Annotated in this window: 11 protein-coding genes, 1 pseudogene and 1 riboswitch; of the genes and pseudogenes, 7 read left to right on the plus strand and 5 right to left on the minus strand. The window is 73.2% G+C overall.

Features of this window, described 5'->3' with window-relative positions; translation table 11 throughout:
* The first annotated feature begins 64 nt into the window (after nucleotides 1–64).
* Nucleotides 65–1,216 (plus strand): annotated as a pseudogene (locus ACLGIH_RS28770) (glycoside hydrolase family 6 protein).
* Here the strand turns inward: ACLGIH_RS28770 and ACLGIH_RS28775 are convergent.
* Nucleotides 1,198–2,622 (minus strand): uracil-xanthine permease family protein, encoded by a 1,425-nt coding sequence (locus ACLGIH_RS28775; protein WP_416528193.1) that lies wholly within the window; start codon nucleotides 2,620–2,622, stop codon nucleotides 1,198–1,200. The pseudogene ACLGIH_RS28770 and the gene ACLGIH_RS28775 sit on opposite strands and share 19 nt — an antisense overlap.
* A 235-nt stretch (nucleotides 2,623–2,857) precedes the next feature.
* On the opposite strand from ACLGIH_RS28775, the gene ACLGIH_RS28780 reads away from it, so the two are divergent.
* Entirely contained in the window at nucleotides 2,858–3,316 is a 459-nt protein-coding gene (locus ACLGIH_RS28780; protein ID WP_416528194.1) for an acyl-CoA thioesterase, read from the plus strand.
* Here ACLGIH_RS28780 and ACLGIH_RS28785 read toward each other — a convergent pair.
* Complete coding sequence (locus ACLGIH_RS28785; protein WP_416528195.1) at nucleotides 3,276–4,487, minus strand: MFS transporter; 1,212 nt, start codon at nucleotides 4,485–4,487, stop codon at nucleotides 3,276–3,278. The two genes, ACLGIH_RS28780 and ACLGIH_RS28785, sit on opposite strands and share 41 nt — an antisense overlap.
* A gap of 183 nt (nucleotides 4,488–4,670) precedes the next feature.
* On the opposite strand from ACLGIH_RS28785, the gene ACLGIH_RS28790 reads away from it, so the two are divergent.
* On the plus strand, nucleotides 4,671–5,864 hold the full coding sequence (locus ACLGIH_RS28790) for an ROK family transcriptional regulator (RefSeq protein WP_416528196.1): 1,194 nt from the start codon (nucleotides 4,671–4,673) through the stop codon (nucleotides 5,862–5,864).
* 42 nt (nucleotides 5,865–5,906) lie between these two features.
* Here ACLGIH_RS28790 and ACLGIH_RS28795 read toward each other — a convergent pair whose 3' ends face one another.
* The 3 genes from ACLGIH_RS28795 to ACLGIH_RS28805 form a co-directional block, all read right to left on the minus strand.
* Nucleotides 5,907–6,221: a hypothetical protein gene (locus ACLGIH_RS28795; protein ID WP_416528197.1), complete on the minus strand. Its 315-nt coding sequence runs from the start codon at nucleotides 6,219–6,221 to the stop codon at nucleotides 5,907–5,909.
* A 156-nt stretch (nucleotides 6,222–6,377) separates the two neighbouring features.
* A complete protein-coding gene (locus ACLGIH_RS28800; protein ID WP_416529505.1) occupies nucleotides 6,378–7,130 on the minus strand; it encodes an SDR family oxidoreductase in 753 nt (250 codons plus the stop codon).
* 177 nt (nucleotides 7,131–7,307) lie between these two features.
* A complete protein-coding gene (locus tag ACLGIH_RS28805; protein ID WP_416528198.1) occupies nucleotides 7,308–9,671 on the minus strand; it encodes a chitinase C-terminal domain-containing protein in 2,364 nt (787 codons plus the stop codon).
* A gap of 215 nt (nucleotides 9,672–9,886) precedes the next feature.
* Nucleotides 9,887–10,017, plus strand: a riboswitch (FMN riboswitch).
* A 161-nt stretch (nucleotides 10,018–10,178) separates the two neighbouring features.
* On the opposite strand from ACLGIH_RS28805, the gene ACLGIH_RS28810 reads away from it, so the two are divergent.
* Genes ACLGIH_RS28810 through ribH form a run of 4 tightly spaced genes read left to right on the plus strand, consistent with a single transcriptional unit; the run spans nucleotide 10,179 to nucleotide 13,279 of the window.
* Nucleotides 10,179–10,829, plus strand: coding sequence for a riboflavin synthase (locus ACLGIH_RS28810; protein ID WP_416528199.1), 651 nt, complete (start codon nucleotides 10,179–10,181; stop codon nucleotides 10,827–10,829).
* Nucleotides 10,826–11,470 (plus strand): nicotinamide mononucleotide transporter family protein, encoded by a 645-nt coding sequence (locus ACLGIH_RS28815; protein WP_416528200.1) that lies wholly within the window; start codon nucleotides 10,826–10,828, stop codon nucleotides 11,468–11,470. Before ACLGIH_RS28810 ends, ACLGIH_RS28815 begins: the two co-directional genes overlap by 4 nt.
* Nucleotides 11,467–12,756 carry a bifunctional 3,4-dihydroxy-2-butanone-4-phosphate synthase/GTP cyclohydrolase II gene (locus ACLGIH_RS28820; RefSeq protein ID WP_416528201.1) on the plus strand — a complete coding sequence of 430 codons (1,290 nt, stop codon included), beginning with the start codon at nucleotides 11,467–11,469 and terminating at the stop codon, nucleotides 12,754–12,756. Before ACLGIH_RS28815 ends, ACLGIH_RS28820 begins: the two co-directional genes overlap by 4 nt.
* A gap of 37 nt (nucleotides 12,757–12,793) precedes the next feature.
* Nucleotides 12,794–13,279: a 6,7-dimethyl-8-ribityllumazine synthase gene (gene ribH, locus ACLGIH_RS28825; protein ID WP_416528202.1), complete on the plus strand. Its 486-nt coding sequence runs from the start codon at nucleotides 12,794–12,796 to the stop codon at nucleotides 13,277–13,279.
* Nucleotides 13,280–13,294 lie beyond the last annotated feature (15 nt).

Here is a 13,294-nt window from a genome sequence, read left to right on the forward strand (position 1 = left end):
CCTTCGTGCCCGGCGCCCGGCCGCCCGCCGGGCCGAGCGCAGGCGCGCCTCCCGGCGCGGCGCGATGGCCGCCGCGGCGTCCTTCGTGGTCGCCGTCGGCACCCTGACCGGGATGGTGTCCGCGCTCGACGAGGGCCGCACCGACGAGGCCCGGCCGGAGGTGACACGCTCGCCGCGCCCGGCGTCCCGGCCGCCGGCCCCGCCCTCGCCGCCGGCCACGACGGCGGCACCGCCGGCGTCCCCGTCCGCGTCGTCCGCGTCGTCCGCGTCCGCCTCACCGTCGCCCACGAAGCGGCGGGCGAGCCCCGCCCCGCCCCCGGAGCAGACCCCGCGCGAGGAACGCACCGCGGCCGCCGCCGCCCGGCTCTGCCGCCACCCCGAGTCCCAGGTGCTCGCCAGGGTCCGCGCCCCCCGACGATCCCCGGCGACCGGTCGTCGCCTCCCGCATCGCCGACCACCCGGCCGCCGTGTGGTTCGCCGACTTCACGCCCGAGACCATCACCGCGCGGGTGCGGGCCGTGACCTCCGGCGGGGCCGCCGAGGGCCGGGTGCCGGTCGTCGTGCCCTACGCGATACCCGGCCGGGACTGCGGCGGGCACTCCGAGGCGGAGCGCCCGGCCTCGACGCCTACGACGACTGGATCGACCGCTTCGCCGCCGGGCTCGGCTCCGGCGAGGTCATCGTGATCCTGGAGCCCGACTCGGTCGCCCAGGCCGAGTGCCTGTCCGCCGGGGCCCGCGCCGACCGCTTCGCCTCCCTCGCCCGCGCCGGGCGCGTGATGAAGGACGCCAACCCCCGGGCCCGGGTCTACTACGACGCCGGCCACTCCGGCTGGCACGCGCCCGCCCGGCAGGCGGGCCGGCTGCGGCAGGCCGGCGCCGCCTCGGCCGCCTCCTCCGACGGCGTCTTCAGCAACGTCTCCAACTTCCACACCACCGCGGACGAGATCGCGTACGACCGGGCGGTCCTGGACGCCCTCGGCGGGCCGGAGAGCCTGGGCGCCGTCGTCGACACCGGTCGCAACGGCAACGGCGCCCCGGCCGACGGCGGGTGGTGCGACCCGGCGGGCCGCGCGCTCGGCCGCCCACCGACGCTGCGCACGGGTGAGGCGCGCATCGACGCCTACCTGTGGGTGAAGCTGCCGGGGGAGTCGGACGGCTGCCAGGGCCGGCCGGGCACGTTCACGCCGTCGTACGCCTACGACCTGGCGCGCTGAGCCCCGCCTTCGTCGCCCTCCGCGCCTTCGCCGCCCTCCGTGTCGTACGAGGAGGTGCCCTCGTCCATCAGCGGCTCCTGCGTCTTGAGGTGGGCGGGGGCGAAGGCCCGCAACGCGTGGTAGCCGGTGATCACGACGAGCGTGCCCAGGGCGATGCCGCTGAGGGAGAAGTTGTCGGTGATCTCCATGCTGACGTTGCCGACGCCGATGATGATGCCCGCGGCGGCCGGGACCAGGTTCAGCGGATTGCGCAGGTCGACCCCCGCGTTGAGCCAGATCTGGGCGCCGAGCAGGCCGATCATGCCGTACAGGATGACGGTGATCCCGCCGAGGACGCCGCCGGGGATGGCGGCCACCACCGCGCCGAACTTCGGGCAGAGGCCGAACAGCAGCGCGAAGCCGGCGGCGGCCCAGTAGGCGGCCGTGGAGTAGACGCGGGTCGCGGCCATCACGCCGATGTTCTCGGAGTACGTGGTGTTCGGCGGGCCGCCGACCGCGGTGGACAGCATGGAGCCGACGCCGTCCGCGGAGATCGCCGTGCCGAGCTTGTCGTCGAGCGGGTCGCCGGTCATCTCGCCGACCGCCTTGACGTGCCCGGCGTTCTCGGCGACCAGGGCGATCACCACCGGCAGGGCGACCAGGATCGCCGACCACTCGAAGCTGGGCCCGTGGAAGGACGGCAGGCCGATCCAGTCGGCCTGGCCGACGGCGGAGAAGTCCAGCCGCCAGTGGTCGGTGACCTTGCCGCTGCCGTCCATCGAGTGGATCCGGCCGAAGACCCGGTCGAAGACCCACGAGACCGCATACCCGAAGACCAGCCCCAGGAAGATCGCGATCCGGGACCAGAAACCGCGCAGGCACACCACGGCGAGGCCGGTGAACAGCATCACCAGCAGGGCCGTCCACTGGTCCTGCGGCCAGTAGGTGGAGGCGGTCACCGGCGCCAGGTTGAAGCCGATCAGCATGACCACCGCGCCCGTGACGACCGGTGGCATCGCGGCGTGGATGATCCGCGCTCCGAACCGCTGCACGGCGAGCCCGGCCAGGAACAGGGCGACACCGACGACGAGGACCGCGCCGGTCACCGTGGCGCTGGTGCCGCCCTGCGCCCGGATCACCGCGGCGACGCCGACGAAGGAGAGCGAACAGCCGAGGTAGCTCGGCACCCGGCCGCGGGTCGCCAGCAGGAACACGGCCGTCGCGACACCGGACATCATGATCGCCAGATTGGGGTCCAGGCCCATGAGCACCGGTGCCACGAAGGACGCCCCGAACATGGCCACCACGTGCTGGGCGCCGAGCCCGGCCGTACGGGGCCAGGAGAGCCGTTCGTCGGGGCGGACCACCGCTCCGGGTGCGGGCGTCCGCCCGTCGCCGTGCAGCCTCCAGCGGACGCCGAGATCCATGGGGTGTCGCTTTCCTTGTCTGTGCATATGCCGGGAACCATTGTCGGGGTTCGCCGGGCGTGCTCCGGACACCGGGGCGCCCGGTGGGCGCGACCGCTCAGGGCACCCGGGCGCCCGGTGAGCGCGACCGCTCAGGGCACCCGGGCGGCCCGCTCAAAGCGGCCGCTTAGGATGATGGGCGTGCCGCCGGTCCACGGAGGCGGCACGTGTCTCGTACGTTCCAGGAGCACCGCCCATGACCGCCGAAGCCCCGGCCGCCCCCGCCATGTCCTACGGCCGGCTCGTCCCCGTCACCGTCCACTTCGACGACCTGGACGCACTCGGCCTGCTGCACAACGCCCGCTACCCCGTGATGGTCGAGCGGGCCTGGGCCGAGCTGTGGCAGGAGCACGGCTTCCGGTTCGCCGGGGACTGGGCGGCGGCCGGCGACGCCTGCAACGCGGTGAGGGAACTGCGCATCGGCTACGAGGCGCCGGTCACCGAGCCGGGCGCCTACGCCGTCCACCTGTGGCTGGAGCGGCTCGGCAGGACCGGGCTGACGTACGGCTTCCGTTTCTGCTCGGCGGACGGCGCCACCACGTACGCCCACGGCACCCGGGTACTGGTCCGGCTGGACGCCGGGACGCTGCGCCCGGCGCCGTGGAGCGAGGCGTTCAGGGCCGCGGGCCGGGAATTGCTGCGCCCGGCGGGCTGATCTTCGGGCGGTCCCGGTCCCCGGCGCGCAGCACCCCGGCGAACGCGGCCAGCCCGCAGGACAGCAGCGTCACCAGCGCGAACGACACCACCAGGCTGGTCAGCTGGGCCAGCCCGCCGATCGCGCTGGGCGCGACGAGCCCGGAGGTGTACGTGATGGTGGCGACGCCCGCGATGGCCAGGCTGGGGTTGGAGCCGCTGCGCCCGGCAGCCGCGAAGCACAACGGGACGACCACGGCGATGCCCAGACCCATCAGCGCGAAGCCGGTCATCGCCACCGCCGGGTGCCCGCCGAACACGATGAGCAGCCCGCCGAGCGTGGCCAGCACGCCGCTCACCCGGACCGTGCGCACCGAGCCGTACCGGTCCACCACCCGGTCGCCGGCCAGCCGGGCCACGGCCATGGTGAAGGTGAAGCCGGTGGTGCAGGCCGCCGCCAGCCCGGCCGAGGTCTCCAGCTCGTCGCGCAGATAGACCGCCGACCAGTCCAGGCTCGCGCCCTCCGCGAACACCGCGCAGAAGCCGACCGCGCCGATCAGCAGCGCCGACTTCGGCGGCAGCGCGAACCTCGGCGGCGGGTCCTCGTCCTCGGCCGGCTGGAGGTCCAGCACCCGGCCGCAGGCGAGGACGCCGAGCACCGTCAGCACCGCGGCGGCCAGCGCGTGGTGCAGCCGGGCGTCGGCGCCCAGGTGCGCGGCGAGCGTGCCGCCGGCCGAGCCGAGCAGTGCGCCGGCGCTCCACATGCCGTGCAGGCTGGACATGATCGACTTGCCGAGACGGTTCTCCACCTCGACGCCCAGCGCGTTCATCGCCACGTCCGACATGCCGGCCGTGGCCCCGTAGACGAACAGGGCCAGGCAGAGGGTGAGCAGGCCGGGGGCGAGGGACGGCAGGACCAGCGACAGGGTCCACAGGGCCATCAGGCCGCGCAGGGCGGTGCGGGCGCCGAACCGGTGGCTGATGCGGCCTGCCAGCGGCATCGCGATCGAGGCGCCGAGCGCGGGGAAGGCCAGAGCGAGCCCCAGCTGGCCGGCGCTCACCCCGGCATGGTCCTGGATCCACGGCACGCGGGTCGCGAACGAACCGGTGACGGCGCCGTGCGCGGCGAACACGGCCGCCACCGCGTACCGCGCGTGCCTCACCTCGCGCTGCCCATAGGTCACTGCACTCATTCTCGGGGCCCTCCCTGGCCTGCGCTCCCGACGGTCCGACGGTCCGGATGCCCGGTCGCCCGGTCGCCCGGTCGCCCGGTAAACTATCAGGGTCCCTGCCTGATAGATAGCGATTAAAGGCCGGGGAGGGCCGGGGTCGTCGGCCGCGGGCTCCCTCGCCCGTCGATCTGGAAGGATCCCGGCATGCCCGCATCCCCGAGCACCGCCCGGGCCATCAACGACCGGCTCGCCCTGCGCCTGCTCCAGCAGGAGGGCCCGTTGACGGCCACCCAGTTGAAGCGGCTCACCGGCCTGTCCCGGCCGACGGTGGCCGACCTCGTCGAGCGGCTCACCACCGCGGGTCTGATCGCCGTGGTCGGGGAGTCGGGCGAGCAGCGCCGAGGGCCCAACGCCAGGCTGTACGGCATCGTGGCCGACCGGGCCCACCTCGCCGCCCTCGACGTGCGCACCGAGGGCGTCTCCGTGCTCGTGTCCGACCTGGTCGGCCGGGTGCTCGCCGAGGCGTCCGTGCCGATCGGCGGCGGCACCGGCACCGGGCCCGCGGTGGACCAGGCGGTCACGCTGGTCGAGCGCGCGGCCAAGGAGGCCGGTGCCGACCGGCTGCACACCGTCGGCATCGGCGCTCCCGGCCTGATCGACCCGGCCAGCGGCGAACTGCGGGACACCACCGGCCTGCCCGCCTGGCACCGCCGTCTGGTGGCCGCCCTCCAGGAGCGTTTTCCGCGGGCCCGGGTCAGCGTCGAGAACGAGACCAACCTCGCCGCGCTCGCCGAGCAGCGGGACGGCGCCGCCCGGGACCGGGACACGTTCGTGCTGCTGTGGCTGGGCCTCGGCATCGGGGCCGCCGTCGTCCTCGACGGCACCCTGAGACGGGGCGCGTCCGGCGGAGCGGGCGAGGTCGGGTTCCTCCCGGTGCCGGGCACGTCGGGGCTGCCGTCGGCCACCGACTGCGACGGCGGCTTCCACTCGCTGGCCGGGGCGGCGGCGGTGGTCGCCCTCGCGGCGGAGCACGGACTGACGGGGCCCACGCCGGACGGCCTGCCGCAGGCCGCGGCCCTGGTACGGGAGGCGGTGCGCGTCCTCGATACCGAACCGGACGCCGAGCGCTTCGTCGACGCCCTCGCCGAGCGGGTCGCCCTCGGCGCAGCCGCCGTCGTCGCGGTCCTGGACCCCGGCTGTGTGGTGCTGGCCGGCGAGGTCGGCCGCGCGGGCGGCGACGCCCTCGCCGGCCGTGTGGAGGCCCGTCTCGCCCGGATGTCGCCGCTCGCCACCGAGGTCAGGGCCGGGGCCCTGGGCGGCGGCGCGGTGCTGCGCGGAGCCCTGCTGACCGCCCGGGACGCGGCCCAGGAGGAACTGTTCGCCCCGCCGGAGAGGTAGCCGGGGCGCGGCGCCGGAGAGGAAGTGGTCCGCGGGGCCGGATCAGTCGCTCTCGGCGGGGGCTCCGGTCGCGAACACCGTGCCGTCCGCCGCCAGCCACAGCAGGACGGACGGCAGCAGCACCGCCGTGCCCAGCAGCGCCATGAACCCGGCGGCGCTCGCGGCCGACAGGGGCTGGAGGTGCTGGGCGTGGAAGACGAGGTGCGGCACGGACGACGCCAGGTAGGCGACCAGCGCGGTCAGGACCAGCCGGCGGTCCATCGTCGCCACCGCCGCGCACAGCACCACGGCTAGCGCCAGTCCCGCCCCGCCGAAGTCCCGCAGCAGGTGCTCGTTGTACGGCGGCAGATGCGACACCCAGGGCCACTTCCAGAACTACTCCGGCAGCAGCAGGACCCACAGTCCCAGCAGCACCTGCGTCCCGGCGAGCACGCCCAGCCCCGCCCGCAGACCGCTCCGTCCGGTCATCCGCCCCGTCCCGGTCATCCGCCCCGTTCCGTCCTCGGCCCGTCCTCAGCGGCGCCGCTCGCCGCCGGACCGCCGCGCCAGGTACTCCTCGAACGTGCCCTTGCCGACCGCCCGCTCCGGCGCGAGATGCCCGCCGGCACGGAACGCGCGGTAAGCCTTCCCCGCGAGCGGCACGTTCACCACCGCCCGCCGGCGTCCCGTCGCCGCCAGATGGGCGCGGGCCAGCGACTCGAGGGTCCGCACCTCGGGACCGGCCATGTCCGCCACGCGCCCGGCGGGCCCGCCCACCGCCAGCTCGGCGAGCCGGTCCGCGACCTCGGCCACCTCCACCGGCTGGTCCCGCACCCCGGCCGGCAGCAGCATGACCGGCGGCTTGGCCAGCGCCTGGAACAGCGACACCAGCAGATCGTGGAACTGCGTCGCCCGCAGCACGGTCCAGCCCAGCCCCGACTCCTCGACCAGCCGCTCCACGGTGTGCTTGGACCGGTAGTAGCCGAACGGCACCCGGTCCACGCCGACGATCGAGATGTAGACCAGGTGCGGCACCCCGGCCCGTCGCGCCGCCGCGATCAGGTTCGTGGCGGCACGCTCGTCACCGCGCGGCGAGGTGGCGCAGTGCACGATCGCGTCCACGCAGGTCACCGCCGTGTCGAGCGCGGGCCCGCCCTCGCGCAGATCGACCGCGTAGGGCCGGGCGTGCCGGCTGAGCACCCGCACGTCGTGCCCGTCCGTCCGCAGCCGCTCGGCGACGAGCCGGCCGAGGGTTCCGGTGCCGCCGGTCACCAGGATCGTGGTCATGCCGTTCAGCCCCTTCGCCATGGTGGACGCCCCGGACGGAGCGCCCTGTCGTCGGCTGGGACGGATCGGCCGGTGCGGAATGTGACAGGCCCCGGCGGGGGAGCGCCGGGGCTGCTGGGAGGCCCGACGGCGGGCAAGGGCCGTCGTCACCGCCGCCGGGCCGGTCTCGTCGAGGGGTCAGCAGGCGCCGAGGTCCTGCCAGACCCCCCATTCGCCGGTGGTGCCGGGCTCCTCGCCCTTCGTCCACCACTTGGTCTTCCACGTGTGCCCCTGGTGGGACACGGTGATGCCCCCGCCGTACGCCGTGCCCGCGTTCCAGGCCGGGGCGGTGCACTCCCCGGGGCCGTCCGTCGGGGTGGGCGTCGGAGTCGGGGTGGGCGTCGGGGTGGGCGTCGGGGTCTGCGTACCCGGGTCCACCACGGTCGTGCCGCGGGCCAGGTCGCCCTTCAGGGCGTACGTCTTCCCGCCGAACGTCACCGTCCAGTTCGACGGGGTGGACACCGGCAGGTAGTACACGAAGTCCACCTCGGCCGAGGCGCCCGGCGCCAGCGACTGCCAGGACGGCAGCTTCAGCGAGACCCGGTGGTGGTCGCCCTTCAGCCCGCCCACGTTGTTCCCGGTGTGGTCGCTGCGGACCACCGAGGTGCCCCAGCCGGACTGGTCCTTGGCGTTGCCGGGCGCGGAGGTGGCGTAGTCGAACCGGAACTCCGTACCGCCGGGCAGGGTGGTCCCCGTGTTGTTGGTGATCTTCAGCTTGGGACTGATCGGGTAGTTCGAGTCGCCGAGCGGGAACTGCCCGAACTCCACGTCGATGTCGAGCGCCTCGGCCGGCATGTCGGTCGTCGCGCGCGTGGCGCCGTACGGGGAGGCGGCCTTGAACTTCTCGTACATGGCCGTCGTCAGCGTCGAACCGGGTTCGTACTGCCCCGTGGCCGGGTTCCAGGCGTAGTCGCCCGCCAGTTCCCACACCATCGTGCCGCCGATGCCGCGGTCGACGACGTAGTCCGCCTTGGCCTTCACCGACTGCTCGTCCTCCGTGGACAGGAAGACCTTCTTCTGCGCGTTCCACAGCCAGGGCGCGACCAGCGTGGCGTCGTACTTGCGCGTGTACGTCCCGGTCAGCTCGGTGCCGGCGGGGAAGCCGTAGTCGGTGACGTAGTCGCCGACGATGCCCTTCTCCAGGTTCTTGGCGTGCCACATCGGGTTGGAGCCGGCGGGCGACTCCTTGCCGTCGGTGTCCAGGTCGTGCCACAGGTTGTCGATGCCGGTGGCGCCGTCACCGCACTTGGTCAGCCCGGACCCGGCCGGACAGTCGGTGGAGGGAGCCCGGCCCCAGAGCCCGTCGGTGCCGCCGGTGACGTTCTTGTGCCCGCGCGTGTAGTAGGGCAGGCCGATGTTGATGCGCCCGGCGGGCATCGAGCCGCGGAAGTAGTGGTAGGCCCAGTCGGTGTTCAGGTAGCCGATCCCGCCGTACTGGGAGGTGGTGTACACGCCCGCGGCGGCCAGTTCGACGTCCTTGCCGTCGTCGAAGAGCGAGGCGTTCGGGCCGACGTACTCGTTCCACGCGCCGTGCAGGTCGTACGACATGATGTTGACGTAGTCCAGGTACTTCTGGACCTGGAAGGTCTCCATGCCGCGCAGCAGGTAGCCGGACGAGGGAGCCGCCACCGTCAGCAGGTAGTGCCTGCCGTCGGCCGCACCCGCGCGGTCGAGCTTCTCCCGCAGCGTCTTCATCAGCGCCGCGTAGCCCTTGACCAGCCCGGCCCGGCGGGCGTTGGCGATCGACCAGTCGAGCGGGTTGCCCGCGTCCTTCATGGTCGTCGGGTACTCGTAGTCGATGTCGACGCCGTTGAAGCCGTACTTCCGGACGAAGTCGACCGCCGAGTCCGCGAAGGTGTCGATGCCGGCCCGGTTGACCGAGCCGTCGGCGTTGGTGGCCATCGAGTAGAAGCCGCCCGAGTCGACGCGCGTGCCGTCCTCGGCGAAGTAGCCGCCCGTCTCGGCCCAGCCGCCCACCGAGACCAGCGTCTTCACGTCCGGATGCTGCTTCTTGAACTTGTTCAGCAGGTTGAAGTGCCCCTTGTAGGGCAGCTCCGGGTCCATCTCGGCCCCGGCCACCCCCGGCCACGTCATCCCGGTCGCCGGGTTGGCCGCGGTGTCCTTCCCGACGGAGAGCCTGTTGCCGGAGTCGACGTGGGCGAAGGCGTAGTTGATGTGGGTGATCTTGTCCCAGGGGATGTCGGAGGCCAGGTAGGCGGGCCGGCCGTCCTTGCCGGTGCGCCAGCCGGTGAAGTAGCCGATCACCCGGCGCTGGTGGTCGGCGCCCATCTTCTCCCGGCCGTCGGAGTCGTAGACCGAGCAGTAGGGGACGTCGACGCCGGGGGTCCCGTAGAGGCCGTCGGGGCGACAGGACTCCTGGTCCGCGGCGTGCGAGGCGGTCGCCGGGAGGCCGGCGAGCACCAGGCCGGCCACGGCCGCGGCGGCCGCGAACAGTGCGGGTCTCGCTCGTCGGGGCGCTGGGGGGCGTGAGGGGGAAGGCACGGTCGGTTCCTCTCCACGGAAGTTGCGCAGACCCTAGAGAGGACTAGACCAGTGAGTCAATAGGTATGGACCAATCGCAAGGCGGGGTGCGCGGGGGCGAGTTGGAGCAGCGGTGACACGCGCAGTGAAGTCCGCGGGACGGAGTGTGAGCCACTCCACACGCCTCACCCGTATGGGCGTGGATCAGTCGTGGCACACTGGCTCTGTACCAGAAGCAGCGCACTCCGGGGTCGGTGAAAGTCCGAACCGGCGGTTACAGTCCGCGACCCGGTCGCCTCCAGCGGCCGGTTGACCAGGTGAAATTCCTGGACCGACGGTTAAAGTCCGGATGGGAGGCAGTGCGCGGCGGGCGGGCACACGTGCGCGCCGCCGTACCCGTACGTCCATGGGTCCACCCATGGGACGACCGGCATCCGGCGTCGTCGTCACCGTGAGTCCGTACCCGCTCCTTCTGTCGTCATCGACAGCCCCGGAGTCCGTGCCCGAAGAGGCAGGAGGACCCGGGAAGTGTTCACCGGAATCGTCGAAGAGCTGGGCGAGGTCACCGCCGTCGAGACCCTCGACGACGCCTGTCGCTTCCGGCTGCGCGGCCCCGTCGTCACCGAAGGGGCGAAGCACGGCGATTCCATCGCCGTCAACGGCGTCTGCCTCACCGTCGTCGACCACGAGGGCGACGAGTTCACCGCCGACGTGATGGCCGAGACCCTGAACCGGTCCAGCCTGGGCGCCCTGACCGTCGGCTCCCGGGTCAACCTGGAACGCCCCACGGCCGTGGGCGCGCGCCTCGGCGGGCACATCGTGCAGGGCCATGTCGACGGCACCGGCCGGATCCTGGACCGCAAGCCGTCCGACAACTGGGAGATCGTGAAGATCTCGCTGCCCGCCGGCCTCGCCCGCTACGTCGTCGAGAAGGGCTCCGTCACCGTCGACGGCATCAGCCTCACCGTCGTCGACGCCGGCGCCGACTTCTTCACCGTCAGCCTGATCCCGGCGACGCTCGCGCTGACCACGCTCGGCACCAAGCAGCCCGGCGACCCGGTCAACCTCGAAGTGGACATCATCGCCAAGTACGTCGAGCGGCTGACGGCCTTCGGACAGGGAGCCGCCGGGCAGCAGGACTCCGCGCAGCGGTCCGCCGGGCAGGAGGCGGCCCGGTGAACTGGCTGAACTCCGAGGCGTTCACCCTCTTCGACCAGCACATCAAGTGGTCGGACATGATCGGCAACGTGATCGGCCTGCTGGCCCTCGCGCTCGGCTGGCGGCGCTCGATCTGGACCTGGCCGGCCCAGTTCGTCTCCGGCCTCATCCTCTTCGCGGCCTTCGCCACCGCCCACCTCTCCGGCAGCGCGGGCAAACAGATCGTGGTCATGGCCGTCGCCGCCTACGGCTTCTGGCAGTGGAACCGCGGCCGGCAGCAGGCGCAGGACGGCTCCATCGCCGTCCGCTTCGCCACCTGGCGCGAGCGCGCCGTCCTCGCCGGGGGCGCAGTCCTCGGCACCCTCGCGGTCGGCGGCCTGTTCACCGCCTTCCCGACCCTGTCCTGGGACCCCTGGCCGGACGCCTACATCTTCGTCGGCACCGTCGTCGCCATGTACGCCCAGGCGCGCGGCATGGTCGAGTTCTGGTTCGCCTGGCTGCTCGTCGACCTGGTCGGCGTGCCGCTGAACTTCGCCAACGGCTTCGCCTTCTCCGGCTTCGTCTACATCCTCTACGGCGCGCTCGTCCTGTGGGGCATGCGCGACTGGTGGCTGCGCTCCCGCAGGGCCGCGCAGCCCGTCCTGGAAGGAGCCCCCGCATGACCACGGCCCCCATCCTCTACAGCACCGACGGCCCCGAGGACCTCATGCTCGACCCCGTCGAACAGGCCATCGCCGACATCGCCGCGGGCCGCCCGGTCGTGGTCGTCGACGACGAGGACCGCGAGAACGAGGGCGACCTCGTCATCGCCGCCGAGAAGGCGACCGAGGAGATCGTCGCCTTCATGATGACCGAGTGCCGCGGCCTGATCTGCGTCCCCATGGAGGGCGAGGAGCTGGACCGGCTCCGGCTGCCGCAGATGGTCGAGGACAACACCGAGTCGATGAAGACCGCCTTCACCGTCTCCGTGGACGCCTCCGCCGCACACGGCGTGACCACCGGCATCTCGGCCTCCGACCGCGCCACCACGCTGCGGCTGCTGGCGAGCGGTACCGCCGAGCCCACCGACCTGGTCCGCCCCGGCCACATCTTCCCGCTGCGCGCCCGGGCCGGCGGCGTCCTCGTCCGCAACGGCCACACCGAGGCCGCCGTCGACCTCGCCCGGCTGGCGGGCCTGCGCCCGGCCGGCGCCATCGTCGAGATCGCCGGGGAGGACGGCCGGATGCTGCGGCTGCCCGAGCTGATCCCGTTCGCCCGCAAGCACGGCCTGACCATCATCTCCATCGAGGACCTGATCGCCTACCGCCGCAGCGAGGAGCCCACCGTCCGCCGCGAGGCCGAGGTCCACCTGCCCACCGCCCACGGCACCTTCACGGCGTACGGCTACCGCTCCACCGTCGACGGCGTCGAGCACGTCGCGCTCGTCCACGGCGACATCGGCGACGGCACGGACGTCCTCGTCCGCGTCCACTCCGAGTGCCTGACCGGCGACGTCTTCGGCTCCCAGCGCTGCGACTGCGGCCCCCAGCTGGACGCCTCCCTCGCCCGCATCCAGGCCGAGGGCCGGGGCGTGGTCGTCTACCTGCGCGGCCACGAGGGACGCGGCATCGGCCTGATGTCCAAGCTGCGCGCCTACGAACTCCAGGAGCGCGGCCGGGACACCCTCGACGCCAACCTGGAGCTGGGCCTGCCCGCAGACGCCCGCGACTACGGCGCCGGCGCCCAGATCCTGACCGACCTCGGGGTGCGCACGGTACGTCTGATGACCAACAACCCCGAGAAGTCCGACGCGCTCGCCCGGCACGGCGTCGAGGTCGTGCGGCGCGAGCCGATGCCCGTCCAGGCGGGCGAGCACAACCTCCGCTACCTGCGCACCAAGCGGGACCGGATGGGCCATGACCTGCCCTGGCTGGACACCACCGCCGTGTCCACCTGCGGCAACCAGTAGAGCTTCGCACCCGTAACAGAAGGCACCGAGGAGAGACGTGAGCGGCAAGGGCGCACCGGAGCTGTCCGTACGCAATGTGGGTGACCTGCGGGTCGCCGTCATCGCGGCACAGTGGCACGAAAAGGTGATGGACGGACTGGTGGACGGCGCCCTGCGCGCCCTGCACGACCTCGGCATCGACGAGCCGACCCTGCTGCGGGTCCCCGGCAGCTGGGAACTCCCCGTCGTCGCCAAGGCCCTCGCCGGCCGCGGCTACGACGCGATCGTCGCCCTCGGCGTCGTCATCCGCGGCGGCACCCCCCACTTCGACTACGTGTGCCAGGGCGTCACCCAGGGCCTCACCCAGGTCTCCGTGGACACCGGCGTCCCCGTCGGCTTCGGCGTGCTCACCTGCGACACCGAGGAGCAGGCCCTGGACCGGGCCGGCCTGGAGGGCTCCCACGAGGACAAGGGGCACGAGGCGGTGACGGCGGCGGTCGCCACGGCGGCCACCCTGCGTTCCGTATCCGAACCCTGGCGCTGACGGCCGCGGGTTTGC

Origin of the sequence: Streptomyces hamibioticus (assembly GCF_047946815.1) — a bacterium.
GTDB lineage: Bacteria > Actinomycetota > Actinomycetes > Streptomycetales > Streptomycetaceae > Streptomyces.

Coding starts and splice junctions, on each gene's coding strand:
- ACLGIH_RS28775 (WP_416528193.1), bottom strand. CDS start 2,622: ATGGATCTCGGCGTCCGCTGGAGGCTGCACGGCGACGGGCGGACGCCC.
- ACLGIH_RS28780 (WP_416528194.1), top strand. CDS start 2,858: ATGACCGCCGAAGCCCCGGCCGCCCCCGCCATGTCCTACGGCCGGCTC.
- ACLGIH_RS28785 (WP_416528195.1), bottom strand. CDS start 4,487: ATGAGTGCAGTGACCTATGGGCAGCGCGAGGTGAGGCACGCGCGGTAC.
- ACLGIH_RS28790 (WP_416528196.1), top strand. CDS start 4,671: ATGCCCGCATCCCCGAGCACCGCCCGGGCCATCAACGACCGGCTCGCC.
- ACLGIH_RS28800 (WP_416529505.1), bottom strand. CDS start 7,130: ATGACCACGATCCTGGTGACCGGCGGCACCGGAACCCTCGGCCGGCTC.
- ACLGIH_RS28820 (WP_416528201.1), top strand. CDS start 11,467: ATGACCACGGCCCCCATCCTCTACAGCACCGACGGCCCCGAGGACCTC.